This is a genomic window from Paenibacillus sp. FSL R7-0272 (assembly GCF_037969905.1).
In the GTDB taxonomy this organism is placed as follows: Bacteria; Bacillota; Bacilli; order Paenibacillales; family Paenibacillaceae; genus Paenibacillus; species Paenibacillus polysaccharolyticus.
In genome coordinates, this window is sequence record NZ_CP150221.1 from 6,096,790 (window position 1) to 6,123,668 (window position 26,879).

Annotated in this window: 19 protein-coding genes; 8 read left to right on the forward strand and 11 right to left on the reverse strand. The window is 50.4% G+C overall.

The features are described 5' to 3' along the window. Nucleotides 1-165 precede the first annotated feature (165 nt). Nucleotides 166-1,509 carry an extracellular solute-binding protein gene (locus MKY23_RS26700; protein WP_123064072.1) on the reverse strand — a complete coding sequence of 448 codons (1,344 nt, stop codon included), beginning with the start codon at nt 1,507-1,509 and terminating at the stop codon, nt 166-168. Nucleotides 1,510-1,999: 490 nt separating this feature from the next. On the opposite strand from MKY23_RS26700, the gene MKY23_RS26705 reads away from it, so the two are divergent. Together MKY23_RS26705 and MKY23_RS26710 are read left to right on the forward strand one after the other, a co-directional pair. Then, the gene (locus MKY23_RS26705) at nt 2,000-3,022 is read left to right on the forward strand and encodes a LacI family DNA-binding transcriptional regulator (RefSeq protein WP_339833527.1); all 1,023 of its coding nucleotides are present in this window, start codon (nt 2,000-2,002) and stop codon (nt 3,020-3,022) included. A 660-nt stretch (nt 3,023-3,682) separates the two neighbouring features. Beyond that, a complete protein-coding gene (locus MKY23_RS26710) occupies nt 3,683-3,907 on the forward strand; it encodes a hypothetical protein (protein WP_339833530.1) in 225 nt (74 codons plus the stop codon). A gap of 26 nt (nt 3,908-3,933) precedes the next feature. Here MKY23_RS26710 and cydC read toward each other — a convergent pair whose 3' ends face one another. Genes cydC through MKY23_RS26730 form a run of 4 tightly spaced genes read right to left on the reverse strand, consistent with a single transcriptional unit; the run spans nt 3,934 to nt 10,143 of the window. Then, the gene (gene cydC / locus MKY23_RS26715; RefSeq protein WP_339833533.1) at nt 3,934-5,883 is read right to left on the reverse strand and encodes a thiol reductant ABC exporter subunit CydC; all 1,950 of its coding nucleotides are present in this window, start codon (nt 5,881-5,883) and stop codon (nt 3,934-3,936) included. 1 nt (nt 5,884) lies between these two features. Beyond that, nucleotides 5,885-7,726 carry a thiol reductant ABC exporter subunit CydD gene (gene cydD, locus MKY23_RS26720; protein ID WP_339833536.1) on the reverse strand — a complete coding sequence of 614 codons (1,842 nt, stop codon included), beginning with the start codon at nt 7,724-7,726 and terminating at the stop codon, nt 5,885-5,887. Between the two features lies 1 nt (nt 7,727). After that, a complete protein-coding gene (gene cydB / locus MKY23_RS26725; protein ID WP_339833539.1) occupies nt 7,728-8,741 on the reverse strand; it encodes a cytochrome d ubiquinol oxidase subunit II in 1,014 nt (337 codons plus the stop codon). Further along, a complete protein-coding gene (locus MKY23_RS26730; protein WP_154890143.1) occupies nt 8,728-10,143 on the reverse strand; it encodes a cytochrome ubiquinol oxidase subunit I in 1,416 nt (471 codons plus the stop codon). The genes cydB and MKY23_RS26730 overlap by 14 nt, the downstream gene beginning before the upstream one ends. A gap of 372 nt (nt 10,144-10,515) precedes the next feature. Between MKY23_RS26730 and MKY23_RS26735 the strand changes: the two genes are divergently transcribed. From MKY23_RS26735 to MKY23_RS26750, 4 genes are read left to right on the forward strand one after another with little or no spacing between them, the layout of a single operon-like run. After that, nucleotides 10,516-11,847, forward strand: a complete 1,332-nt coding sequence (locus MKY23_RS26735) for a hypothetical protein (protein ID WP_339833543.1) — start codon at nt 10,516-10,518, stop codon at nt 11,845-11,847. Beyond that, on the forward strand, nt 11,847-12,773 hold the full coding sequence (locus MKY23_RS26740; protein WP_339833546.1) for a glycosyltransferase: 927 nt from the start codon (nt 11,847-11,849) through the stop codon (nt 12,771-12,773). The genes MKY23_RS26735 and MKY23_RS26740 overlap by 1 nt, the downstream gene beginning before the upstream one ends. Nucleotide 12,774: 1 nt before the next feature. After that, entirely contained in the window at nt 12,775-14,214 is a 1,440-nt protein-coding gene (locus MKY23_RS26745) for a glycosyltransferase family 4 protein (protein WP_339833549.1), read from the forward strand. Continuing rightward, nucleotides 14,211-14,891, forward strand: a complete 681-nt coding sequence (locus tag MKY23_RS26750; protein ID WP_339833552.1) for a class I SAM-dependent methyltransferase — start codon at nt 14,211-14,213, stop codon at nt 14,889-14,891. The genes MKY23_RS26745 and MKY23_RS26750 overlap by 4 nt, the downstream gene beginning before the upstream one ends. A 542-nt stretch (nt 14,892-15,433) precedes the next feature. On the opposite strand, the gene MKY23_RS26755 is transcribed toward MKY23_RS26750, so the two are convergent. The 5 genes from MKY23_RS26755 to MKY23_RS26775 all read right to left on the reverse strand — a co-directional run bounded on the left by MKY23_RS26755 (nt 15,434) and on the right by MKY23_RS26775 (nt 23,957). After that, nucleotides 15,434-17,410, reverse strand: a complete 1,977-nt coding sequence (locus MKY23_RS26755) for a glycosyltransferase (RefSeq protein WP_339833555.1) — start codon at nt 17,408-17,410, stop codon at nt 15,434-15,436. Nucleotides 17,411-17,487: 77 nt separating this feature from the next. Beyond that, entirely contained in the window at nt 17,488-19,545 is a 2,058-nt protein-coding gene (locus MKY23_RS26760) for a TPR domain-containing glycosyltransferase (RefSeq protein ID WP_186809701.1), read from the reverse strand. Next, nucleotides 19,472-21,922 (reverse strand): tetratricopeptide repeat protein, encoded by a 2,451-nt coding sequence (locus tag MKY23_RS26765; protein WP_339833559.1) that lies wholly within the window; start codon nt 21,920-21,922, stop codon nt 19,472-19,474. Before MKY23_RS26765 ends, MKY23_RS26760 begins: the two co-directional genes overlap by 74 nt. A 79-nt stretch (nt 21,923-22,001) precedes the next feature. Beyond that, nucleotides 22,002-23,447, reverse strand: a complete 1,446-nt coding sequence (locus MKY23_RS26770) for a DUF6385 domain-containing protein (RefSeq protein ID WP_339833562.1) — start codon at nt 23,445-23,447, stop codon at nt 22,002-22,004. Nucleotides 23,448-23,486: 39 nt separating this feature from the next. After that, a complete protein-coding gene (locus tag MKY23_RS26775; RefSeq protein WP_339833565.1) occupies nt 23,487-23,957 on the reverse strand; it encodes a DUF6385 domain-containing protein in 471 nt (156 codons plus the stop codon). Nucleotides 23,958-24,223: 266 nt separating this feature from the next. Between MKY23_RS26775 and MKY23_RS26780 the strand changes: the two genes are divergently transcribed. Together MKY23_RS26780 and MKY23_RS26785 are read left to right on the forward strand one after the other, a co-directional pair. Further along, complete coding sequence (locus MKY23_RS26780; RefSeq protein WP_154890129.1) at nt 24,224-24,757, forward strand: hypothetical protein; 534 nt, start codon at nt 24,224-24,226, stop codon at nt 24,755-24,757. Nucleotides 24,758-24,787: 30 nt separating this feature from the next. Next, nucleotides 24,788-25,369, forward strand: coding sequence for a hypothetical protein (locus MKY23_RS26785; protein ID WP_154890127.1), 582 nt, complete (start codon nt 24,788-24,790; stop codon nt 25,367-25,369). A gap of 113 nt (nt 25,370-25,482) precedes the next feature. Here the strand turns inward: MKY23_RS26785 and MKY23_RS26790 are convergent, their stop codons facing one another. Further along, nucleotides 25,483-26,844, reverse strand: a complete 1,362-nt coding sequence (locus MKY23_RS26790; protein WP_154890124.1) for an MFS transporter — start codon at nt 26,842-26,844, stop codon at nt 25,483-25,485. Between the last annotated feature and the right edge of the window lie 35 nt (nt 26,845-26,879).

Consider the following 26,879-nt stretch of genomic DNA (forward strand, 5'->3'; position numbering starts at 1 on the left):
CTCACACCTTTCATCGGGTAAAACCAAAAAACCGGAATAACAGCTTGACTTGGTACGGGCTGGCCTGAAGGCTCTTACCCCAAGCGCTATTCCGGTGGTTACTATACTACAAAGCTTAGATCCATAACTTAGATGAGTCTTTAGTACACGAGTCCAATCATTCGTTTATTTTGGAGCCGCTGCATCCCAGTCTGCTTGTGATTTGCTCGCAAGTTCCTCTGGTGTAGCAATTGGCCCAGCCGGTTTAAGCATCTCTGCATGAACACTAGACTCAGCAATGTACTGTCCTACGTTCTGACGATTAATGAACAGCTGATCCCAGGAAAGCTTGAAGTTCTCCAGGTATGGTTGAATGTCTTTAATAAACTCGCTCTTGATTTCTACATCAGGCTGTGTCGGAAGGAATCCGGCTGCATTAACAAAATCCGTATAGTTCCCTTTCTCCGACAGCATTTCAAGCCACTTCAGCGCATAATCTTTGTTTGGTGACTTATCTACTACCATCCAGGTCATATCGTATTTACCAGCCAAGTCTTTGTTCTTCGCTGCATCGTTACTGCCCGGAATCGGGAAATATCCAAACTTCAGATCAGGGTTAGCTGCTTGAATCGTCGTTGCATCCCACGTACCGTCCGCAATCATAGCCACCTTACCTGTAGCAAACAGACTTGGCAGTGTGCCGTAGTCAATCCCCATGAAACCAGGCATTGCACTGTTCATCAGCGTTTGAGCCTTTTGCAATACTTCAATCTGTACCGGATCAGTCAGCTTGGTTTGACCTGTCCACAGACCTTTGATGTAGCTCAGTTGATCATCATGAATGGAGGCTTGAAGACCTTGCACCGCAAGGCCAATCGGCCAAACATCTTTACCAGCAAAACCTAATGCTTCTACACCGTTATCTTTGAATACTTTGATGACGTTTTGCAGTTCATCCCATGTTGTCGGCACTTGCAGATTGTATTTGGCAAAAAGGTCTTTGTTGTAGAACAGGCCTGTGAATGCCACTTTACCCATATTGACACCGTACACCTTGTCGTTGTATGTCATCGCGTTCTGCACGTCAACTTCGTTATAATTCTTGATAAAAGCCTGACCCGACAAGTCACTGATCAGCCCTGCGTCGATCCACTGCTTCCACATCGGATCAGCCGCACCCTTGGACCAGTCTTGCGGAGCACCAACGAAGCTGGACTTAAGCGGAATGATATCTACATCGCCCGTGCTACCTGCGTTCATCCGTGTTTGCATTAGTTGATCATACGTTGCATCTGCCGGAACTGTTGTGTACTCCACTTTCACGTCCGGGTACTTCTCTTCAAATTTTTTATTAAATTCTTTGATGTAATTGTTGATATTCTCTTGTTGCCAGTGAATGATCTTTAATGTCACTTTTTTGTTTCCATCCGTAGACGCCTTCCCATCCGAATCGGTCGAACCGTTACCACATGCTGCAAGTACAAACATTAAAGCGGTTACAAGTGTAATAGATAAAATCTTTCTCTTCATATCACTTTCCCCCAACCATTCAAGATTAATTTACGATTCAACAAATTTACGAAATCAGTTTCGTTAATTACACCCTCATTATGACTTCACCTAATAAATTTGTAAATAGTTTATTTGAATTTTTACAAAATATGTGATGAAAACCGCGTCTGATATGGGATTGGGCGTTCTTCCATGGGTGGATTCACACTTTGTTTTACGAAAACTCTATTCGCTGGCTTTATTTTTCCACCTCTACTCTTCCTTCCACTCTAGTTAAAATGAGCCTCTGTTTGTAGGAAATAAGGTTGTTTTCACTAAAATCTAGTAGTATTTTCGTTAGATTTGAGAGAAAATACTTATAAAATATCTATACATATCATAATCACCTCGACGATCACCCTTTCTGTTATTGACTCTCAGAAGCTTGTGACATAGAATGTTGGCAAGAAAGCAATAAAAAGGCACAGCCACAATCTACGAAACTAGTTTAGAATTTGAGGGATATATAATGAATATCAAAACGATAGCTCGTTTGGCCGGTGTGTCTGTTGCAACGGTATCTAAAATTATTAACAACTACCCTGACATTGGCGAGGAGACACGCCAACGCGTACTTAAGATTATGGAGGAAACGGGTTATCGCCCCTCATCTTCCGCCAAAACACTGGCGACTAAAAAGTCCAATCTGGTGGGTGTTGTCTTTGCAGGGAAACTGAATGTCGATTTCAGTCACCCTTTCTTTGTAGAGGTCATTAATGCCTTTAAGAAACAGATCGGCCTGTTAGGATATGATCTGCTCTTCTTTTCCAATGAAAAGTTCCTAGATCAGGGTGAAGACTACCTGGCACGTTCCAAATATTTTCAAGTGGATGGCTGTATTATTATTGCGGGGGATGAGGTGGAGAGCAGCGTGTCTGACCTTGATGCAAGTCCCATTCCGTGCATCGGAATTGACATTGAGATGAATGGACAGAACTCCTGTTATATCATGTCGGATAACGAAAAAATCTCGACCAAAGTGGTGGAACAATTTTATATTAATGGGTATCGGGATCTCGGGTTTATCGGGCTCCAGCGCGCCTCCCTCGTGATGCAGCATCGGGAAAAAGCCTTTAAACAATCCCTAAAGCAGTTTAGTCTCGAAGAGAAACCGGAATGGTTGGTATACAGCCAAGATTATGCCGCTACCGATGGTTACGAGGCAGCCAAACAGCTGTTACAAGCAGATGTCTTGCCGCGAGCTGTATTCGCCGCCACGGACTTGCTTGCATTCGGAGCAGTACGAGCCTTTAAAGAGGCGGGATTACGCGTTCCCGAGGACATTGCTGTTGCAGGATGTGATGACATTGAGGCTTGCCGTTACAGTGATCCTCCACTCACGACCGTTAAGCAGGATACAGACAAAATCGGACGTCTTGCGGCAATGATCCTGTTTGACCTGATGAATAAACAAATGGATAATCGTTGCATTAAAGTAGAGCCGGAACTGGTACTGCGCCGATCCTGTGGCACGTTGCTGGCATACCAGTAAAAGAGTCGGGCAGTGTAAAGAAAGCTGGGTTTGGGACTGGATTCAACGTTAACATTGGCGCTAGCCAAGTGGGGTGACACTGTGATTTGAAAGTGCGAGGAGTAGGAGCATCGGTCTGTCGGGCTAGATATATGTTGAGCTCAAAAGGATAGAAACTAGATGGATGGTTCGGTAGTAGTTGGTTGGTTGACACTGTAGTGATGTTAGATAGAAACTCAGTTATTACCTTGCTGGCAACCCGGTGTACACTAGCTGCCGCTCCCTCCCTTCCAAACTCTAACGATCACCAGAAACCTTATTTACCGGATTTCGCCTCTGTAAAAATTCTAACGATCACCAGCGACGCTATTTGAACCAAAATGGCTTGTTTACTGCGGTTTTCGGGCTAAAATGAGAAAATAGCGTTCCTCATGATCGTTAGAATTCGAAAAGAGTTAAAACGGGCCAAATAGGGTCACCTGTGATCGTTAGCCGCATTGTCATCAAGGCAAAGATGTATAACTGACACTGAAAGGTGATAGAGACGGCTCAACGAAACCTTCATAAACAATAAGGGCATACACGTCCTTTCCATTGTAGCTTGGCAGTGAATAGATAGAGAGTACTTAAGCAGGCGCGAGGGTGTTCATTGGATACGAGTCAGCACATGATGAGAGCTAAATGGACAGACTTCGGGCGATTGTCGACTTCGGGCACAAACAACAAAAAGACGAAGCAGGACTGTGCCTGCTTCGTCTTTTTTTACAATTTACTGCATCATTTCACTTTCCTGCATCCTATCTGCTGCTCGTTGGCACTACAGGATTCGGAGTCTTCGGAGGATGTGGGTCGGCTAAGTCTATAGCCAGTCTCAATGAGTTGTTCTTGCGCTGTCTACTCACATAGTGATCACAATCTCCTGCCACAGTCGGTTACTTGAGAGTAGCGGTGGGAGGCAGCGGGGATTTGCGCTGCCGATCCAGCCATCCGGGTCGATCCAGTTCAAGGAGTCGGCGATATCGTTCTTCCCGAGCCAGCAGTTGTTCGTGAGAACCCTGCATGACGATGTTTCCATTTTCCACAAACACAATCTCGTCCATCTTCTCTGCACCAATCAGGTGGTGAGTGACCCAGATTAATGTTTTGCCTTGCAGGCTGTCCAGCATGGTGCGCATCAGTTCGCGTTCTGTCACGGGATCTAACCCTACAGTAGGCTCGTCAAAAATAACAACGGGCGTCTTCCGTAGCAACACTCTGGCTAGTGCAATCCGCTGACGCTCCCCGCCGGAGAAGCGCAGTCCTGTCTCTAGCATCGGTGTCTGATACCCCTGTGGCAGAGACTCGATCAGTTCAGCCAGACCAACCTGTGCAGCGACCTGACGTATCTCTTCATCCGTTGCATCTGGACGACCAATCCGCAGATTGCCTGCAACCGTCGTATTAAAGAGATGTGGACTCTGATTGAGTACTGCTATCACTTCGGTTATACTCTCGCCAAGCATCTCTACAGGCAGATCATTGATTAGAACCTTGCCGGATGAGGGAGACAACGCACCTTGAATCAGCTTCAGTAATGTCGATTTACCACCACCGCTGCGTCCAAGAATAGCCATACGTTTGCCCTGAGGCAGATGCAGAGAGATATCCTGAACGGCATATGCTGTCTCTGCTTCATACCGATAACTCACTTGCTCAATGTTAATATCCGCGCGCAGTTTCGGCGGAATGCGCAGACGGATTCGTCCATCTGCAGTCTTTCCCCGATCCGCTGCGGCTATATCATCGGTCGATTGCACCGCAACTGAACCAGATCGATGTCTGTTATGAGACTCCAACACTTGAGACTTCTTTTTCTGATCTTCGCAATTCTGACGTCCCTGCTCCTCCGAGCCTTCCAACTTGCTTAATCGATCTAGAGATTCACGGTAATCCGGAATATGCCCTAGTGCATCGTTAACAGGTAGAAGTGATTCCGTAAGCGGGAACAAGACGAGCACAAATGCTGCGATCATAACCGCAGGTAGCTGGGCTGCCGAAGTCGTTTGTCCTGCCCACATGGCGACCCAAACAACCATCCCGCCAATGAAGCATTGCGCAATAAAATCGCGCGAGCGGTTCCAGCGACGCAATCTACGGCGAATCTGATCAGCATGCTCCTCGTCCTCTTCCTGCCATTGCACGAACGCTGCCGCTCTGCCACTGGCAATCCAGTCTCCCAGCCCGAGTACGCCGTCGGTCAGACGTGTGTACAGCTTGCTGTTTTCTCTTTTGAGCTGCACACGCCATCTCCAGGTCAGTTTTAAAGAAATTGCAGGAAGCAATGCAACAATAAACAACATATACAGTGCCATCCATAGTGCAAACATCGGATCTACACTGCCGAATGCCAGTACAGCCGCTCCGTAGATCACAAGTGCTGTAACAGCCGGGAATACGGTACGCAGATATATATCTTGCAGACGTTCTACATCATCGGCCAGTGCACCGAGCACGTCACCGGTTTGCATTCGCGAACGCAGAAACAGAGCCTGTGGTTCCAAAATGCGATAGAGCTTCACTCGCTGATCTGCGAGCACACGCAAAACAGCATCATGTCCTGCCAGCCGTTCGACATAACGGAACACCGCCCGGAAGATACCAAAGGCACGTACACCTACAATCGGAACATAGACCATCAAAATATTTTCAGGACGCAGCGCAGACTTGGAGATCAGATATCCGGAGGTGAAAAGGAGCATCACCGCACAGAGAGCCGCGCAAGTGCCCAGTGCAATCGCACCGATCAATCGCCAGCGGTACTGTACCGCGTATGGAGTAATCCAGCTATTTTTCCCACCTTGTGCGCCTCGTTCGGTCTCTGTCCCTGGGTGTCCGGATCTCATCTCATATCGCCTCCATCTGCGCTTCATTCATGTGATAATATACCCCTTTTCGTGCAAGCAGTTCCTGATGTGTGCCTGTCTCCGCTACCGTACCGCCATCCATGACAATAATGCGATCCATATGCGGCATCCAGTGCAGACGATGCGTTGCCAGAAAGACAAGTTTACCTTCAAACAAGGGTAGCATCGTCTGCTTCAATTCATATTCGGTCTCGACATCCAGATGTGCCGTAGGTTCATCAAGCAACAGAACACTGCGTTCACTCAGCAAAGCTCTTGCCAGCGCCACACGTTGCTCCTGACCTCCGCTGAGCTGTCTGCCTCCTGCGCCAATCTGTTCATGCAGTCCATTTGCCAGAGATGACAATAGCTTTGTCAGCCCCGCTACCTGTGCCGCTTGAGCTACTTCCGCATCGGATGCCTCCGGCATGTAAAAACGAATATTATCCGCAATGGAACCACTGAAAATATACGGATGCTGCGGAATCGCCGCCGTCTGGCTACGCCAGGCCTTGAGCCGTTCCAGACTTAGAGGCTGGCCATTGACCAGAACTTGTCCGGCTGTTGGAAGCTGAAAACCCGCGAGAACATCGATAAGCGTTGATTTTCCCGCTCCACTGGCACCGATAATTCCGATCTTACCAATACCCTTCAGCTGAAAGCTCACATCCTGAAGGGAGTAGGCTCCCTCTGCTTCATGCTGGACCTGAATATCCTTCAGCGCTAATCGGCTATGCTCTCCCCAAGATGATGAAGTTGCCACATCTTGCATCACATGTTTATCCCGGTTAAATACCACTCGCAGCTGTGAAGAGGAGACAGAAGCATTTTCATTTTCACCCAACACTTCAGCTTGATCCAATGCACTTGCATAAACCTCTGTCTGACGTTGTTCTGCGGCCTTGCCTCGTTCAATCACTTGATTAATCGCTTCGCCAGCTTCCTTGCCATCCAGAGTCGCGTGGTAATCTGCACCCAACATACGTACGGGCAGGAAATACTCAGGTGCTAGAATTAATACCGTTAGAGCAGGAAACAGGGACATATGTCCTTCCGTAAGCCGGAGTCCGAGACCTACTGCAACGGACGCAACCGACAACATGGTGAAGAAATCCAGCGCAAACGAGGACAAAAAGGCCATACGTAGTGTGGACATCGTTGCTTTTCGGTATCGCTGGCTTACTTGCATGATGGAGCCTTCGTGTGTTTTGCTTTGCCCCAACGTTTTCAACGTTTCCAGTCCACGCAGTGTATCCACAAAATGATTCGCCAGCGCTTTGTAGGACTTGAATTGTCCATCGATCTTACGCTGAGTCGCCAGACCAATGAGAATCATAAATACGATCAGAATCGGTAGCGTCAGCATTAATATCACACCGGACATCGTATCCAGTTTGAATATATAAAGCAGAAGGACAACAGGTATAAACCCCATGCCCAGCATACGCGGGATAAACAGCTCCAGATACGTTTTATATTGGGAAACCCCTTCACGTGCCAGTGTCACCAGATGTCCCGTACCTTCTGTCTTGGCATAACGTGGCCCGAGTCTAAACCATTGTTCCGTCATCTGTTTACGCAGATCGGTTCCGGTTCTCTCCGCATACCGCGTAGTGACAAGCTGTAACCAGAATGACAAGGCATAGCGGGCGGCAAAAGCAGCCAGAAACAGCAACAGCACCGGATACTGTGACGAAACCGTGGCACCTTCGAACAACGCCGTAATGGCCTGTGCCAGCCATTTGGCTTGCATAATAATCGTCATCGCCTGCAACAGCACCAGCGCAGATGCCAGTGCGAGTACCGGCCGGATGCCAGACAGCTTCATAAGCCCGCGTCCCATGTCAGTACTCCAGGTGATGCTGTTCGTTCAGACGTTTGCGGAAAATATAATAACTCCAGATCTGATATCCAAGTACAAACGGTAACAAGGTGCACGCAACAATAGTCATCACTTTTAATGAGTAAGGTCCCGATGCTGCGTTATATACGGTCAGATCAAATGCCGAATTGATGGAACTCACCATAACTCGTGGGAACAATCCGATAAATACGGAGGCAAAAGCAATGGCAATAACCGCACCTGTCATCCCGAAAGCCCAACCTTCACGCTGTTGACGAATGAAGTAAGCCGCAAGAGCCAGTGCCGTAGCACCAAGCAGAACCATAATCCAAAGCGCCCAGCCACGAACAGCAAACACATCGGTCATCAGATAGGTCAATAATGCGTATATCGCAAGCACTGCAACCAGCGGCATCATTACCTTTTTCGCCAGTTGAAGTGCCCGTTCTCTCAATTCACCTACGGTACGCAAGGAAACAAATAACAGCCCGTGAACCAGACACAATAACGTTACACTCAAGCCACCCATAACGGTGTACGGATTCACAATATCCAGGAAACCGGCATGCATCTGCATGTTCTCATCAATGGGCAGACCTTTCATCAACGTTGCAAAAACAACCCCAAACAGGAATGGCAGTAAGGTACTTGCCACTACGATAATAATGTCCCATGTTTTACGCCAGCGCTGCTGTTTCATTTTACTGCGGAACTCAAAGGCGACGCCGCGTCCAATCAACAACAGCAACACAACCACCAGTGGCAGATAGAATCCGCTGAACAGTGTTGCATACCAGTGCGGGAAAGCAGCAAACATGGCACCGCCTGCGGTCAGCAACCAGACCTCGTTTCCATCCCAGAATGGCCCAATCGAATTGATTAATGTACGACGTTCACGATCTGTTTTGGCAATCAGACCCGTAGACATCCCTACCCCGAAGTCGAATCCTTCGAGAAAGAAAAAACCGATAAACAATACGGCAATCAGTACAAACCACAGCTCACTTAGTAACAACGGAATACCCCCCATCTACGCCAAACGGATCGGCAGGCTCATCATGCTCTTCGGACTTATCGACGGCATACGGCCCTGCTTTGATTTTGCGGACAAACAGGAACACCATCACGATGCCAAGAACCGTGTACGCCGCAGTAAAGGCAATCGTGGAGAACAAAATCATTCCTGCGGAAACATTAGGTGACACACCTGCTTCGGTCGTCATATACCCGAAAACCGTCCATGGCTGTCTTCCGACTTCAGTCATAATCCATCCTGCTGAATTCGCAATAAACGGCAGGGAGATCGCAAAGACCATCAGACGCATAAACCAGGGTTTCGCCACTTCCAGCTTCTTGCGCCAAGCCAGATATGTACCATACATCGCAAGCAGAATCATCAAGCCACCTGCAGCAATCATGACACGGAAGCTCCAGAATGTGGTTCGCACTGGTGGAATGTAATCTCCGGGTCCATACGTTTGCTGGTACTCGGCATTCAGTTCTTTCATGCCTTTGACACTACCCGAGAATTTACTATAAGAGAGATAACTGAGTAATCCAGGGATTTTGATCTCACCGGAGTTCTCCTGTTTATCCGGGTCAATGGAGGCAATAACCGTCCACGGTGCCGGGTCTTCGGTTGTTGTCCAGGTTCCCTCACTTGCAGCCATCTTCATCGGCTGTGTTTCCACCAGATATTGAGCCTGGAAGTGCCCTGAGAAGGCCACGCCCAGCGAGGAGACAAGACCGATAATAACCGCGATGTTAAAGGATCTGCGGAATACTTCGACATCCTTCTTTTTCATTAACTTATAAGCACTAATGCCCGTCACGACAAAGGCTCCCGTCATTAACGCACCAAAAATCGTATGCGGGAATTCAACGAGAAACTGCCCATTGGTAATGAGTGCAAAGAAGTCATTCATCTCCGCCCGGCCATTATTGATGGCGAATCCAACGGGATGTTGCATAAACGAGTTCGCTGCCAGAATCCACACCGCTGACAAGAATGTGCCGACAAATACAAGCCAGATACAGGCCAGATGTACTTTTTTGGACAAACGATCCCAGCCGAATATCCATAAACCGATAAATGTGGACTCCATAAAAAATGCCAGCAAAGCCTCGATCGCCAGCGGCGCACCGAAGACATCACCAACAAAGCGGGAATACTCCGACCAGTTCATGCCGAACTGGAACTCTTGCAAAATACCGGTGACCACACCGACGGCAAAGTTAATCAGGAACAACTTGCCCCAGAACTTGGCCATCGTTTTGTAAATCTCTTTTCCCTTCGCAACATACAACGTCTCCATAATCGCTACCAGCAGCACGAGGCCAATGGATAGCGGTACGAAGAAAAAGTGGAAAATCGTTGTAAGTGCATACTGGATACGCGATAGCATAATCGGATCCATACCTTTACCCCTTCTTTCTGTTCACTTTAGCAAGATACGTAAATGGCTTTGAAGCGGGCTTCTTCGCTGTCTGTCCTCCAAATACGTTGATGAACGTATTGTGCCAGATTACCTAATTTTCACATGTGATAATTATCACTAAGTCATCCCTCTTACGTAAAAAAAGTGACCTCGGTCACACAATAGATAAAATTAAGCCTATTTATTAAGCTTGTTCGTTGCCTGATTGGTCTTGACTGATGCACGTATTCATGGAAGTTGTTCATGTTTGGAGACAAATGCCCATATGTTAGTGTCAGACGGAGATATGTGAAGTGCTACAGCGGCTTTTTACATACCAAAAATCCCTTATCAAGGTGTGGTGAGTTACAAATGGAACATGCTGAACCGTTAACAGATGCGGATCCAAAGCCAAAACAGAGGCAGGAAGAGGATATAAAACAGGCAACAATGGACCTGTCTGTGTCCACAGATCTTGCCGTTCAATATGTGATTTTCCCGCGAAAAGGAGGCTGGTTATCCTTCCCCTACCCGGACATCGTTGCTTTATTTGCAGCTCAAGAAGGCACGATCTTATATGTCAGTAGCCGTACGGCTGAGGAAGAAGAATTACCAAAATCCATTCAGGTGATCTCTCTTTCGGAAGCGGAGAAACGATTACAGGAACCACATACAGTTGCAATCGTCGCACACCCATACTGGCTTATAGCGGTAGCTTCACTACAACCTGAATTATGTATTGCACTATTGCCTGAACCCGTAGGAGATGAAGCTGCATCTCCACTCTGGGAGAGCAATATCTCCAGACTTGTCGGCATTGCCGATCTAGTGGCCACATCCTCGGAAACCCGGTATATGAAGCTGCTCTTTCAAGGTACCCGTGCCATCTGGCTAGGGGGAGAAGACACTTCACCAGCCGGTTACATTCATTATGATGGTACACGTATTCCACTGCGCGATTATGAGATATTTTTTATGCATGCACTTCAGCAGGTACTGACTGGTAAACCAGACCGTGTTACCACGCTTCAATGTCGTTTGCGAGCTGACTACTACAGACAGCTCCGAGCCAAAACAGGTGCTCATGAAACCATCTCGTTTCTTCTGTCCGCATATGAGTATTTACTGGAAGATTCACGTGCCGCCGCCTCACTCAAGGAAGCATTCACTCATGCTGTCATCAACGGAAGGCAAGATTGTGTGGTGTCTCATTACCGGTTCCTCTCCGCCATCTATGCGAGATCAGGTCAGATTGAAGAAGCTCTACAGGTGTTTGGCATCAGTGCAAGTAACGAGCAGGAACGTCATCATTATGAGCAATTGTGCCGCTGGCTTGAAGCCGGAGAAGAACAGTTGGTTCGAGCAGAACTGCTGCGCATCAATGATGATTACGGCAGTGCTCTGCGCGTTCTGGATGAGCTTGGCGGGGAAACGGCAAGGCATTGGAAGTTTCGTATCTATCAGGAAACAGAGTGTGTGGAGGATGCGCTCGCGCTCGTTCATGCCAGTGATATTCAGGATGCGACCAGCCTTCTGCAATATCGACAACTATCCGGGACGGCACTGGCTCTTCGAGGGGAACGTCACGGTGCGGTAAGGCTGTTTCTGGAGACAGCTGTGGAGGATGAAGAGGCCTTAGCTCGGATTATGGAACTGGAGCTGCTCGATCAAGCCGTACAGCAGTTGCTTGGGGAGGTGCCTTAATGATAGACCCGAAGAAGCGCAGAACCCCTGGAAGTAGGCCCGTTATGCATGATTCGCTTCAATCGTCTTCGAGTTCCGAAGCCCAAAGCCAAAGCTTCTCAAGTCAAGTTCATCGCATCATTAACTCACGGATTGAAGAGGAAACGAATTCTTCCGCGAGCCGTGATGTAGAGGTAGACGCATACGAACAAAACTCTCCCGTACGTCGGGTACGCAAAAATAAAAACAACAAGCTGACTGCCATGCTTCAGGTACGTAATGAGCAAGGACGTTATCTGGAAGAAGTGTTGCAAAATCTGAGTGAATTCGTGGATGAAATCGTCATTGTGGATGATGCCAGTACAGATGGAACACCGGAAATATGCAGAGCTTTCCCAAAAGTAGTTCGTCTTGATGTGTTAGAGAAGCCATTGTTTGCCGAAGAATGGCGCCTTCGCAACACGTTATGGCAAGCTGCCGTCAGTACAGATCCAGACTGGCTTCTCTCGGTAGATGCCGATGAACTATATAGTGCTGAAGCCAAAAAGGCAATGCGCAAACTCATTGATCAGGACTACGCAGACTGGTTTGCCTTCCGATTCTACGATATGTGGGGTTGCCGAACACATTATCGGGAAGATGAGCTGTGGTCCATGCACAAACGTCACACTGCCTCCCTTGTCCGTTATATGCCGGGCTATCCTTACTTTTACCCGCAACAGAATCACCATGTTCCTCGTCTCCCCGCGTCCTGCACCGTGTTACCAGGGGTATGCACTGAACTGAAAGTTCAGCATCTCGGCTGGGCTGGAAGTTTGGAGGATCGGGTACGCAAATATTTACGTTACAAACGTATTGATCCGCATGGGGAATGGGGCAACCCAGCGCAGTATGAGTCCATTCTGGACCCTGAACCGCGCCTGCTCCCTTGGAAGGAGGAGTCGTAATATGGGTGTGGTCAGCATACTGACCCATAGTTTCACCGATGGTTACAACCGGGAGTTTGGCCGGGTATTTGGCGGCGGGCTGGAACGTTATATTCTCGATCTATGCAGTGTCATCCGCGGACTCGGACATATTCCCGAGGTGCACCAGCTGTCCTATTTCGAAGCATTCCAGACCCGAACCGAACAGATCGATGTCTATGGTTACGATTACGACATGGAAAATGTACCGGAAGCCTTTGATCGGATGGCCGCAGCAGCCCGCGGTCCAATCATCTATGCCAGCTGCCTCTGGCAACCCATTACCTATAAACCTGGCAGCCTCGGGATATGTCATGGCATTAATTGGGATCGCCCCCGCCTGCCGCTTGAGACGAAACGCCAAGTTGCCGATCACATTCAGCTAGCATTGGACGGACTGGTTCGCATCGTTTCGGTAGACTCCCATTTCCAGACCTTCTGCCGGGCAGCTTGTACGTATACCGATTCAGAACAAATTGTGCTGATTCCCAACGCAGTGGACACCTCTTATTTCATCCCGGCTCCGCCAAGCAGGATGCTCACACCGCAACATGAAGAGGAATGGTTGACGGCATGGAAAAGAGACACTGCATTTCAGGCTGAACATGAAGACATTCTTGTTAAGGGATACAGAGAGGATGCAGCAGATCATCATACAGCAGGCCTTAATGATTCAGATTTATATCGCAGTTCAGGGGAAAAAGCCAGAACGCAGAGTTTTAAGCCAGAGCAGGGTCAACTCCCCGGTGTAGGTGCTTTTTCTTTCGAAAATGAATTAGCCGAACCTCCCTCTCATCAAGGTTACGATCATATGAACAACGCTGTACCTGTGCCCGCTCTTCGTCCAATCCGTATTCTGTATCCACGTCGCATCAGTAGCGAGCGGGGGATCATCCCTATGATGCTTGCCGCGGATAAGCTGCTCGGGGCATTTCCGGATGTAGAGGTTGAATTCGCCGGAGAACTGGTCGAAGGCAGTACGGTGGGCAGAGCCTTTCGCTATTGGCAGCGTACACATCCGCATATGGACCGTATCCACCAGCATACGTACGATTTCAAAGATATTCGTGAAGCTTATCATCAGGCAGATATCGTTGTCATTCCTACCCTATTCTCGGAGGGAACCTCCTACGCATGCTTGGAAGCGATGAGCTGTGGTCTTCCGGTGATCGCTTCCAATGTCGGCGGACTCAATGATCTGATTCAGGATGGGTTCAACGGATTGCTCGTGCCTCCGGGTGAGCAGGCACTGACTGCCGCGCTCATCAGGCTTGTTCAAGATCGCACCGAGCGGGAGCGACTGGGTATCTATGCCCGCGAAACTGCACTGTCTTATGATCTGTCCATATGGCGTAGCCGGTGGAGCAGGGTACTGGAATCTTTTTTGGCTGATACAGGAGTGAAGGAGGCGATTCAAACATGATGGACACACCCGACACCACGGCAATGATGGAATCAAGGTACATCCGGCAAAGCGATCCGAAAACAGATACGCTCGTTTTCCCGCTTCATCCCGCATGGTGGAGCCGTCCTTATGAGTATGAGTGGGCGCGGCAGTTTGCACGTTCAAGCGACGTGGTACTGGATGCAGCCTGCGGCATTTCACACCCGTTCAAATTTTGGCTCACGGAGCATTGTCGTGAAGTTCACGCGTGTGATTGGGATGAACGCATCTTGTCGGATGAGACGATTCGTCTAGATATTGCGGCTGATTTTGGCGAACAGGCGGCTCTCCATCTGCCCGAGCATTACCTTACTCGGCTTCACCGCGCTCAGGCCAATCTGGCTCAGCTTCCGTATCGTCCCGAGCAGTTTGACCGCGTATTCTGCATCTCTGTTCTGGAACATCTCGACACGGGCACGATGCTGCGGGCTTTTCGCGAATTCGCTCGGGTGTTGAAGCCACGCGGACAGTTAATCGCCACTTTTGATGTGCCCGAGATGCGACCGGATTTACTGGAGACGATCATGGCTGTCACAGGGCTGACGATTGAAGATAAGTTAACCGTGGAAGAGCCTGCGGACGCCATCTCCTCGGAGATGTATGGCGCACCGATCCGCTGTTTCAGGGCTGTGATATGCAAGACGGGAAAGGGATAGTGACGTTAGTGAGGCACAACATTTTAATGCACCTATCTTTACACACGTTATACAGTACTTCATCTGATCTATATAATTTGAACTAAAGATTTTACATAGTCCACTCCGATGACAGAAGAACCTGGAGAGTAGCGGTTATCCCCAGATTTTTTGGATTCCCTTTTCCAAAGGGAAAAATCCGGTGATAAAGGCGAAGCGTATGCTTCCGATGCTAGCTTTCTTTCAGAAAGCTTTTAGCTCCGCTTTTCCAGGTTTTTTCTGTCTTCTCGTTATTGTGTAAAAGAATAGTTCAACTTATATAGCATCTAAATAAGCACTCTCATAGAGGCTTTTGATAAGAAAACGATCGGGTATCCAAACGTAATATGAGGAAACGGTAGTGTTACGGATTGCATAACGAATTGCATAGTTATATGTTTATCCGTCTGAAACAGCAGGCCAAACTTGTGGTAAATGCAGTGTGTGCCGGGATACCCCGGCTTTTTTGCTGTGCTGTGAAGTCGGGGCATCCCGGAGACATCCGGCGCTATGGGTACGCCGGATTACAGGTATACCAGCAGCATGTTGCACTGCTGCTGGAAGGCTGGGGCATGGGCTGCGCCAGAGGCCGTCAGGCGCAGCAGGGTCTGTAGGCCCGGCGGCGGGGTCTTCGCCGGGCGGCCTTGGGCGGCAGCATGCCGTGCCGTGATCCGGGCCGCGCAATCGACCCAATCACGCGCCAGGCTCTGCCGCCCGGCGAGCAGCGCGAGCGTGCCCGCCAGGAGCGCATGCGCTGCGAGCGCCGGGGCGGGCACTTCGTCCGCGCAGGGCTGCTGCGCGCCGCATAGCGCAAGCAGCCCTGCGCGGACGCAAGCGGGCGCGCGCAGCAGCCCGCAGCGGGCCGCAGGCGGGAGCGCTGCAAGCAGCGCCAGCGCGCCGGCTGGCGGCAGGGCCTGCAGCAGGCGCAGCCATGCGGGCCAGGCGCCCACGGCGGCGAGCGCTTGCGCGGGTAGCGCCATGCTGCTCGCGTAAGCGCCGCACGTTGCTGCGCCCTCGTCTTGCAGCAGCGCCTCGGCCGCACGCGCCACCTCCGGCACGGCTACACGCTGGCGCGTTGCCGCCGCACGCCCGGGCACGCCGCGCTCACGCTGCTTGTGGCCCAGCGCCCACAGTGCCAGCGCAGCCTCTGGCCCATGCTGCGCATGCGCTGCCCACGGCCGGAGTGCCGCCCTCGCGGCTGCGTCCTCACCGATCTGGGCCAGCGCCAGCCCAGCGGCAAGCGGCTTCGCGCGCTGCACCGGGCCCAGCGGCCATGCATGGCGCAGCAGCCATTCCGGCCGATGCGCCGCAAGCGCGACAGAGACCAGTGCTTGCCACGACGCTAGCGGCAAGCTCCCCCACTCGGCTACGCCAGCAATGGCCTGCGGCCGTCCCGTGGCTGCCCCAAGGAGCAACATTCGCTGCCATGCTACCCCGTTGCCGGGCTGTATGCGCAGCGCTTCCGTATAGGACGCTTCCGCTTCTGCCCAGCGGCCATCCTGTTCATGTGCCATGCCTTCCAACGTTAGGCTACGGTAGCTTCCGGCACCGGACACCGAGGTATATCTCCCTGCTGTCGATGCGGCGGATTTCGCCTGCTTTAACCATTCTAATGCACGATCTGCACGGTTCTGATCCAGTTCCAACACAGCGGCAAGTTCAAGCAGGTCCGGGAAATCATCATATACCGTTACCCAGTTCTCCACCACAGAGAGCGCCAGCTCAATCTGCCCCAACTCTCTCCACGTATATGCTGTTTTTAGTACCACATCCGAATGATATCCACACGTCGGATCAAGCTTTGCCAGCAGCGGCAGCAGTAATCGAATTGCTTCATCATACTTCGCTTGCTGAAACCACTCTGCAGCCAGCGCATAGAGCAGTTCCTGCTGATCTGGTGTCTGTTGCAGAGCCAGCCGAATCAATCTCATGTTACGCACATCTTTTCGTTTAGTAGCAATCACTTTATCCAAATAACCGTAATGGACAACCTCGAAGTCCGAATGACGAATCCCTTGCGGCATCAACGCAAGAATAGAAGAAGCGACTTCCTCATGGATTCTTCCATGAAAAGCAATTCGGGGGTCATTTCGAAATAAACGGCACACCTCGTCCGTTACACGTTCTTCGCCTGAGTTACCCAGCAGACTCGTCACCTTAACCCAGTATCCCCAGCTCTCTTCACTCCCCGCTTCGAGCCACTCCATTAGCTCTGACTTTGTCCATAACGTATGCATCCACATTTCATCGGCATCCAGCACCAGAATCCATGTAAAACTTGCGGCAGCAAGTGAAAGATTACGCGCCTGGCTAAAGTCTCCGTTCCACTCTGCACTAATGATGGTTGCATCATATCGCTGAGCAATAGCTACGGAATCATCCGCCGAACCTGTATCCACGATAATGATCTCGTCTATGATTTCACGTACAGAAGCCAGACAACGTTCCAGAAACTCGCTTTCATCCCTCACGATCATACATAAGCTGATACCTTCCTTCACCCGCACCCTGCCCTCCTTCCGTCAAAACCCTCCCTGCATATCCTTTCCTTCCATGTATTGTCCGCCGCTCTTCCGACTCAGCCCTCGAATCCGTCTGCTCCAGGCAACTCCAGCCGAATATGCTGAATGACAGGCCAGTATGAAAGACGCTGCCTTTTCCCAGGCTCCACCTGTTCCGTATCAGACGTCAGTTGCGCCAGATGGTGATCTGCGGCACGAATTAGTCCTTTAACTAGCCAGCTCGTTCCGCTAAGCGTATCCGAAGCTCCTATAAACGGTTCTCGAATCAACTTTCCGGCATCGATTATCTCCCGTTTAACTTGTTCTCCCTGACTTCTCTCCTTCGCCAGTCTTTTTTCAGTTGCATCATGCACTTCATCCAGCAGTTGCCTCCCCCGTTGAATCAATCCATGCAGCGCCTGCCATCTTCCAGACTGAACACAGCCTTCCAGCATCAGCCCAAGTGCTTGCCATCCGTCGTACAACTCTGCATGGTCTGCGTCCGCCACACCCTCAAGTGTAGCTGCATTCTCCAAGTTCGATCTGTTCCCCATCTCTACTGCGAGCTTTCCCCATCCTGTAGACCCTGACTCTTCCTCAGATGCACTCTCCCTGCCCTCGCCTACCTGTGAGCCGTTCATCAGCCAACGGGTGAAGGCATCCTGGAATTTCATTTCCTGCCCCTCTTTCCCACTCAGCCATTGCAAACGTTCAAGCCAACGGGCAGCCATAGGTGCAAATGAGCCCTTTTTCCGCTTCACCGTTTCGAGTTTCAAACGCGCGCTACTCCAGTCCCCTCGCTGTACATGCAGAACAGCCTCAGCTATAGAACGTTTCTCCCGTTGCTCGCCGGAAGAAGCAGACGGTAACTCCCCGAGCAGTTCAAGCGCCGCATCGTAACAATGGCACTGTTCCAGAATACCTAGTACTTTAGATAAAGCTTCCTCCGAGCTCATGGCAAAACGCGACTCCATCACCGCTGGAATCTGCCCCTCCTGCCCGGATACCCGCATGATTCGAAATAGGCGATACAGTGGCGGTACCAAGCTGGATTTTGCCCGCACCGTTTCCACATAAGCATCGACCGCTCCCTCAAGATCGGCCTTTCCTTCCAGCAAGCGGCCCAGCGTGTACCATGTCTGGTATGTGCCCATGCCTTCCTCTGTGTGAAAAATCGCTGGCGGTGGCCCCTGCTGAACGGCTTTACGAAGCCACATCTCAGCAGCATCCGTATCCCCCACAGCATCCGCACATATCGCCCGATGATGCATCAGGTCTGTGTATTCTGGAAAAAGTTCCAGCGCCGCGTCCACAAGTTCCAGCGCCTCCTGCCAGCGCTCTAAATGCTCCAGACAGCGGACTTCGTATTTCAACAGCAAATGCGCATAACTGGTCACGGTAGGATCAATCATCTTCCGGGCTTTACCGAACGATTCCAGTGCCTGCTCCGCTTCACCCACACGCAAATACTCCACGCCCAAGTTATAGTGATGGAACGGTTGATCTGGCTCTTCTTCCACCGCCTGTTGTAGCAAACGCACGTTGCGATTCACCTTGTCCTTGCGCTCCACAACCACTGTCTGATACCCGTAATGGTGAATCACCATGTCCGTGATATGAAACGCGGCCTCCGGATTTCGCTCACAGATCGCCGCCGCAATCTGCTCATGGATGCAACCTTTGAACCGATGCTCAGGATGACTGCGAAACAAACGTAGCACCGGATTGACCGTTGCGCCCTGCTGACCCGAACCCGTATAGTTATGAATGTTTAGAAACAATCCGTCGCATCCGCTGACTTCCGTCCAGCTCCTGATCTGCTCCCGAGCTGTCGCTTCCAGCGCCTCGTCCGCATCAAGAAAGAGAATCCAGTCGCCGGAAGCCCGCTCCAGGCCAGCATTTCGCGCGGCGGCAAAATCATCGCACCACGCAAACTCAACCACCGACGCGCCATACTCCCGCGCAATGGCCACACTGCGATCAGATGATCCAGTATCTACTACAATGATCTCATCCACCACATCCCGCACACTTTCAAGGCAACGTGGCAACATCTCTTCCTCATCCTTGACGATCATGCACAGAGAGATCCGCTCGGCCTGACTCCGCTGTCTCTGATGCTGATGTGCCTGCATGATGATTCCTCCTTTCTTTTGCATGATATACTGTCCGCCAAGGTATCCCCTCCGCTATTCGCAACTGTTTCTCCAAAGCCAGCTGCTGATCCGCAAGCACCCTAACCTCGGAAGAACGATTCCGTTCCTGACGAATTAAACCAAGAGCCATCTGCAAGTAACAGATAGCCGCTCCAGCACGGGCTTCACTGAAATCCGGTTTTTGCTCCAGTGCCTGTTCCAAGAGCGACAGTGCTTGATCCAAATGTCCTTTGGAGTACAGCGTTTCTCCCAAACAGAACAGCCCTTCCGCATCCAGTTCTCCTTCCGTCATACTCTGAATCAGCATCTCGGCGGCAATCATCGTGTATCCATGCTGGTGCAACAGACCCGCATAATTTCGCCGAATCTCTGTTTCTGTCCTCTCAGGATCTGACATGATACGAACCAGTCGCTCATGCAACTGCTGTGCGATGACCAAATGCCCGCTCTGAATCGCACGAGCCACTAACTGCCTTGCGATCATTTGCACAGGTTCACTCCATTGCAGAAGCTGCCCATCCGGTACAGCAGGTACAGGAGCGATAGAAGAACTAGCTGATAGAGCTGCAGGCTTATACTCAAACAGTAATCGGTCCGCTACCTTCCACATTCCCCTCTCTAGAGGAGATACTTTAGCGAAGAAAGATGAAGGCAAACGCCTGCCACTCGCCCAACACGCTAGCGCCCAATCACTTCGCTCATCCGATTGAAGGCTCATATCAGCAGCATCCTCCACTCCTGACGTGATGACAGACGAGAAAGAGGTCCGTTTATGATCCTCTCTATCCGCTTCTCCCCAGCTACTCTGAGCGAGATTCCATGCATCGGTAACTTGGCCTGCACACAACATCCAGTGAAGTTGATCACCTACTGGAATATGAATATGGGATGCCTCACCACCCAGAAGAAGTAGTGCTTGTTTATACGCTCCACAATTAGCGAGGGCATAGAGCATATGCATCAGCACAATCTTCGTTTCCTTTCCCAAAGAGGGATGTGGTCGGTTCATTTGATCTGCATGATCTGTCGTTACATGGATCTGATGTAATCGATGAGCTAGATGAAGCAACCGATCTGCAATGGATTCGTCCGAAACTCCCTGCTGTTGCAGTGCATCCGCCAGCCCCATCCAAGCCGGTCTGTAGGTAGATAGATGCTCCAGGGCAAGCTCATATAGCCGAACCGCTTCCTGCCCGAATCCCCGTTGCTGTGCCAGCCGAGCCATCGATGTATATGCCCGGTAACTGCAAGCGCCTGCTTCTGTCACGTAAAAAGCTTTGACCACGGCTTCACCGCCACCAGACCTTCCGTGATCATTTGGACTGGAGGCACAGGTGCTCGCCCGTGCATAGGCACGATAAGCCCGTTCCTGCAAGCCTTGTCGCTCCAACACTTCACCGTATATCAAATGCAGATCAGCGTATGCAGGGTAACGTTGAGTTTCTGCGGAAAGCAACAGATGTGCTTCTTCGTAACGCTCCAGTTCTACCAGCACTTTGGCCAAATCTCTCACAAGGGTGGAGCGATAGGGAGCTTGCCATTTGGCCCGTTTCAGTGACTCACGAAATGCCTCCACCGCCTGTTCCAAATCACCCAACTGGCAGCGTGTTACGCCCAGATTATACAGGTGAAAAGGATCTGCAGGATGATCGGCAAGCTCCCGCTCGATCAGGCGCAAATTACGCTTGCTCTTATCCCCTTTGGCGATTACCGTAGCGAGATAACCATCATGCCCCAGACGCAAAGGAGCAAGCGGCTCTTCTTCGACTTCTACATCTATTTCTACTTCAACAGCTGCTGAATGATCTACTGTACTTATTTCCAGTGAATCTAAGTGTATATCGCTCTTACTTATGGACTTATTTGGTTTAACGGCATCGCTCTGATAATCCGTATTTTGGCGAAACAACTGCTCATGAATGCGTCCTGTATACCTGTAACCGTGATGAGCCCGGAACAGCCGTACCGGATGGGACAGGATCTTATCCTCCGGCCCTTCGCCGTACTGATTTTCGATCGTTATACGCAATCGGGTAATGCTCTTATGGACACCTGGCAAAACATACATCAATTGATCCAGACCGTCGATGACATACTCATCGGCATCCAGACAGAGAATCCATTCGGTCGTTGCCAGGGGCAGGCTAATATTTCGGGCTTTAGCAAAATCATCTTCCCAACTGGCGTGCAGCACTGTCGCACCATATGTTCTGGCCATATCAGGTGTCTGATCGAACGAACCTGTATCCGTAATGAACCATTCCGAACCCGCTTGCTTCAAGCTGTCCAGACAGCGGGGCAGGTGATGCTCTTCATTTTGCACAATCATATGAATACCGAGTAACCGGTTCTGCATCCGCAGTGACCTCCAATACATAAAAATACATGAAGCCCACTAAAGTGAACTCCATGTACCTATATGACAGCAGAGCAGGTTATGTGCCTTGTCCATTGAAGAACACATCAATCGTGCTTGGTGCACCGATCAAGCTTGAGCGATAAGAAAGACGTGTGTATTTCAGGAAACGTTGCGGTACCAGAACATCTACAGAACCGGATAGAATCCCTGTTACCGTAGTCACATCGGTGTACCAGTTAGTTCCGTTCGCACTGATCTCTACTTGGGCATCCACCCTGTTCACACCTGGTCCCCTGTTATACACGAAAAAGGAGTATGTGCCGAATACACTCGTGGTCACAGCAGGCAGCGGTGTGAATGTGTTAGCAGTCGGTGTGCCGACAAGTTGGTTCTCCTGAAAACTTTTTTGCGAGATAGAGGTTACGCTGCTAAGTGTACCGGCCGTAATCGTTGCGCCAAGCACGCTGGTAATGGTCCCGTTCAACAAGTTGGTTAACGTTCCGGCTGTGATCGTGGCACCGAGAACACTTGTGAGGGTACCATTCAGCAAGTTCGTCAATGTGCCAGCCGTCACAGTGGCACCGAGAACGCTGGTGATCGTTCCGTTTAGCAGGTTCGTCAGCGTTCCGGCCGTCAAGGTAGCACCAAGCACACCGGTAATCGTTCCGGCCGTGATGGTTGCTCCAAGCACACTCGTAATTGTACCTGCTGTGATCGTTGCTCCGAGGACATTCGTAATCGTTCCGTTCAACAAGTTCGTTAACGTACCTGCGGTAATGGTCGCGCCCAGTACACTGGTGAGCGTACCATTTAACAGGTTCGTTAAGGTACCTGCCGTCAACGTTGCTCCGAGCACACTGGTAATCGTTCCGGCGGTAATCGTAGCACCCAGTACACTCGTAATGGTTCCCGCCGTGATCGTTGCTCCAAGCACATTGGTTATCGTACCGTTTAGCAAGTTCGTCAGGGTCCCAGCAGTCACCGTCGCGCCCAGGACACTGGTGATTGTCCCAGCTGTAATCGTCGCGCCGAGCACGTTCGTGATCGTACCATTCAGCAAGTTGGTCAGCGTTCCAGCCGTGATGGTTGCACCGAGTACGCTGTTAATTGTTCCTGCGGTGATCGTTGCTCCGAGCACACTGGTAATTGTACCGTTCAACAGATTAGTTAATGTTCCGGCAGTGATTGTTGCACCGAGGACACTCGTGATGGTACCGTTTAGCAAGTTGGTCAGGGTCCCCGCTGTTACTGTGGCACCCAGCACACTTGTGATCGTTCCAGCTGTAATCGTCGCGCCGAGTACGTTCGTGATGGTACCGTTCAGAATGTTGGTGATTGTACCCGCGTTAATGGTAACCGTGGTCAGACCTGAAATGTTGCTGATCGTCCCGTCTAGAATGATACCTACCACATTCCCGCTTGTATCCGTTCTGACGGGCTGAGCCGTACCTGTACTATCCTGACCAAAAATCAGTGTTCTCAAGTTATCCGGATTCGTATTAAACGTTGTAAAGTTAGGCATAAGCCTCGTCCTCCTCCCTGGACAATCTGGGTAATGAAACTACCTTACGAGCATACGCTGTGCCTGAAAATATACATCAAGCCGAGTAGGCTGAGCCGGATCTACAGGCAGGAGCACAAGCCGGGTATAGTGTAGAAATCGCAAGGGAACCAGCGCCTTCGTCTGTCCCCCCTCAATGACTTCCTGACTATCCACTGCATAATCTACGGCATTCGGACTGACCTGAACTTGAACGATAGCTGGATGTTTTCCGCGATTCACCACGCCATAACTGTACATGCTCAGAGATGAGGTATCCTGCGGCGGGAGGGCATGTTCACCCTGACCTGTCTCTGCTCCAGTGTAGGTATGCTCTGTAAAACAGTGAGTAGCACCAGGGAGTTTCGTGCGTGAGAAAGCACCCTGTTTGAACCTAGGACGGGTAATCCGGGAACAAGGGGGCTTCAGCAGTTTGGCGCGGCGAGAACAACGGGATGGGTGGCGGCTGACATATTTAGTTTTTGGTTTCATCGTCTGCTTGGCTGAGGGTTTCGTTCTCTTCCTGCTTCGCTTGGCTGTTCGACTCATCTCGATTTCCCCTTAAAAAATGTGCTTACGCATCGTATGCCCGGAAGGAAAATACGGGCACGGCATCCGCCGTTATTTGGGAATTCGGATGTAATCCCCAAACGCTTTCTCTTGCTTCTACATATCATGCTAGTAATGAGGACAGGCGAAAAAACGCAGGCTATAGGCTTTTTTCCATCTATTCCATGGTTCAGAGGAGGTCAAGCGGGATGACCAATACGAATGTGTTCAACCAGTCCAATGGCCCTTTATTTACACAGCTGACCAACACATTTGCGGCCCCGGGAATCGGAGCAGCTCCAGACACCGGTGCGGCTGCGGCAGGCAGCTTTTTCGCCCTGACCACGAACAATACATTGATCCCCTCCAACCAAAATCTACTTCTGCAAATTTTGAACGCAGCAGGTAGCGGCAGAACGATACGCATTGCGAGCCTCTCAGGGGGCACAACAGCAACAGCTACACTTGTGGTCTATTCCGGTGGAACCGTGACTGTCGGCAGCACACCCGCGCCTGTCAATACACTGCTTGGCAATGCCAATACCAGCATCGTAACAACAAGGCAGAACACAGGCACACTTGGCGGAACCTTCACAAGCCTGCTCAGTATCCCGCTCACCGCAGGCCTATATGCTTTGGATTTGAATGGCTCCATTGTTGTTCCCCCAGGACAATCGTTATCCATTAGTTTGGGCATTGGTAATCAGACGGGAGCAATAAACCTGTTTTGGTGGGAATTCTAACCAGATTTTAGATCAAAGGTGGTGCACAACGTGCCAAATAATAATGTGTTTAATCCATTAAATCGCCCCGTCTATACGTCGAATACCAACACATATATCTCGCCCGGTATTGTTGCCCCACCCGAGAATAGTGCGGGCAGCACAGGTAACCTGTACAATGCAGGTTCCACTAACTCCACCACACTGGGGTTGCTTGGAGGGAGCGTAACGGCCACTTTGCAACTCGCCAATCCAACCGGAAGCGGCAGAACATTGTATGTTTCCCGTTTGTCTGGTGGAATTACTGTTGCGCTCAATCTGCTGTCCTCGTTCAGCGGCACGTTGACCCTGACTGCAAACGGTACACTCTCATCGCCAAGCACACTTACAGCCGTAAACAGTAATCTGTCCAGCAGTAACACAAGTGTTGCTCTTGTTCGATTTTCTACAGCAGCCCCATCCGGTGCTACCGCTATCATGTCCATGCCTCTGCAAGTTGGCCCATTCCAATCAAATGAGTTTGGCAGATACGTCATTCCTCCCGGTCAGGCCATAAATCTTTCCGTCACCGGATCACTCTCCGTTGCCGGTTTATTAGCCTCCACAACGTATTTCACTTGGTGGGAAGTGTGATAATCTATAGCCGTGCCTCTGTGCAGGCCAAAGAACAGAAATAGCCACATTCGGATGAGTGCCGAATGCGGCTATTTCGTATGTTAGGATATGGAACGATCCAAACAAGCAATTTAGGAGACGCCTTGCTGTGCAGATCCCACCTTTTCACTCGAAGTGGATCTTCTGTTAAGCGACCACAACATACGCTGGAACAGGATGCCTGTCAGACCAATGGCTAGCGTAGCCAGACCGATCATTTGAAAAGTCGGACTTGGTCCCGCCGAGCGGATAATCGCACCGCCTGCCAGTGGGGCAGCGACCAGCACAACGCTGTATAACGAGTTTTGAATGCCGAATACACGTCCTACATAGTCAGGAGAGGTCTCTTTTTGCAGCAAATAATTCATCGTGACCATAAACAGTCCATTCCCCAGACCTGTACACAGGCCCAACATAATAATCCATGCCGTCGACGTATCCGGACCAACCCAGCCGAGTCCCGCAATTCCGGCCCCAATGAGAAAGTAGCCGCCGCCAAGCCCCCACCCGTACCCTAATCTCGGCAATCGATTTAACAGCAAAATGATAAACACTGCTCCCGCACCTACGGATGAACCGAGCCAGCCGAGCATAGATTCATTACCTGGCTTGATTTCCCGAAACAGGGTCGTAAATTGATATTCGACCATTAGAATAGACATGAGGCCAAGACAGCCAAACACGATGGTATTCCTGACTGTGTGGGTGTGGCGTAAATACTTCCAGCCCTGTTGCCACTGCTTGAAGAAAGTCTCGGGTTCCTTCTGATTCTCTTCGTTATGCTCATCGGTTACTACAGCTTCTTTCTTCTCTACCAAACGTCGCAAAGGCCATAATACAGCGCCAGATAACAGCCGAGCACTCGCATTGATCAGAATGCAGATTTGTGGAGAGAAAAAGGCCAATACAACTGCACCCAGAAGGGGGCCTGCTATCTTGGCACACTGATTCACAAACCCGTTCAGTGACGAGGCTTGGAACAACTGCTCCTCTGCCACGATCTGTCGTGTCAATGCCTGCTGGGCAGGAACGTGAAACACACTCATCATCGCACGCAGAGCCAGAAGTGGCAGTAGCCATGCCGGGCTTGGTGCGAATAAAATGCCCACCGTTAGCGCAATGGTAATGCCATCACAGAGAATCATAATTCTCACTTTATGCAGTCGATCAGCGAGAGCACCAGCTACCGACCCAAATAAGATACCTGGTACAGCCATACAGACAGGGATCAGCGCGATAATCAACGGATCGGCTCCCCATCGGTAAGCCACCATGATTTGAATTGCGAGCGCATCGAACCAATCGCCAAAGGTGGCGAGTGCGTAAGCAACAAACAGACGCACAAACTTAAGATTAGTCCAGAGGCTTTTTGAGGTTTTTGCAGCAGATTCACCAGATGAATTACCTGCTTTAGACGAATCGGATGTGTCGTTTCTTGATGAATTAGCTGTCATACATGTACTTCCTCCCTTGATTACAGCGGTTTTGC

Excerpts from the sequence above, each read along its gene's own strand:
- MKY23_RS26700 (WP_123064072.1), bottom strand. The coding sequence starts at position 1,509 with ATGAAGAGAAAGATTTTATCTATTACACTTGTAACCGCTTTAATGTTT.
- MKY23_RS26705 (WP_339833527.1), top strand. The coding sequence starts at position 2,000 with ATGAATATCAAAACGATAGCTCGTTTGGCCGGTGTGTCTGTTGCAACG.
- MKY23_RS26710 (WP_339833530.1), top strand. The coding sequence starts at position 3,683 with ATGGACAGACTTCGGGCGATTGTCGACTTCGGGCACAAACAACAAAAA.
- cydC (WP_339833533.1), bottom strand. The coding sequence starts at position 5,883 with ATGAGATCCGGACACCCAGGGACAGAGACCGAACGAGGCGCACAAGGT.
- cydD (WP_339833536.1), bottom strand. The coding sequence starts at position 7,726 with ATGGGACGCGGGCTTATGAAGCTGTCTGGCATCCGGCCGGTACTCGCA.
- MKY23_RS26730 (WP_154890143.1), bottom strand. The coding sequence starts at position 10,143 with ATGGATCCGATTATGCTATCGCGTATCCAGTATGCACTTACAACGATT.
- MKY23_RS26735 (WP_339833543.1), top strand. The coding sequence starts at position 10,516 with ATGGAACATGCTGAACCGTTAACAGATGCGGATCCAAAGCCAAAACAG.
- MKY23_RS26740 (WP_339833546.1), top strand. The coding sequence starts at position 11,847 with ATGATAGACCCGAAGAAGCGCAGAACCCCTGGAAGTAGGCCCGTTATG.
- MKY23_RS26745 (WP_339833549.1), top strand. The coding sequence starts at position 12,775 with ATGGGTGTGGTCAGCATACTGACCCATAGTTTCACCGATGGTTACAAC.
- MKY23_RS26750 (WP_339833552.1), top strand. The coding sequence starts at position 14,211 with ATGATGGACACACCCGACACCACGGCAATGATGGAATCAAGGTACATC.
- MKY23_RS26760 (WP_186809701.1), bottom strand. The coding sequence starts at position 19,545 with ATGCAGGCACATCAGCATCAGAGACAGCGGAGTCAGGCCGAGCGGATC.
- MKY23_RS26765 (WP_339833559.1), bottom strand. The coding sequence starts at position 21,922 with ATGCAGAACCGGTTACTCGGTATTCATATGATTGTGCAAAATGAAGAG.
- MKY23_RS26770 (WP_339833562.1), bottom strand. The coding sequence starts at position 23,447 with ATGCCTAACTTTACAACGTTTAATACGAATCCGGATAACTTGAGAACA.
- MKY23_RS26775 (WP_339833565.1), bottom strand. The coding sequence starts at position 23,957 with ATGAAACCAAAAACTAAATATGTCAGCCGCCACCCATCCCGTTGTTCT.
- MKY23_RS26780 (WP_154890129.1), top strand. The coding sequence starts at position 24,224 with ATGACCAATACGAATGTGTTCAACCAGTCCAATGGCCCTTTATTTACA.
- MKY23_RS26790 (WP_154890124.1), bottom strand. The coding sequence starts at position 26,844 with ATGACAGCTAATTCATCAAGAAACGACACATCCGATTCGTCTAAAGCA.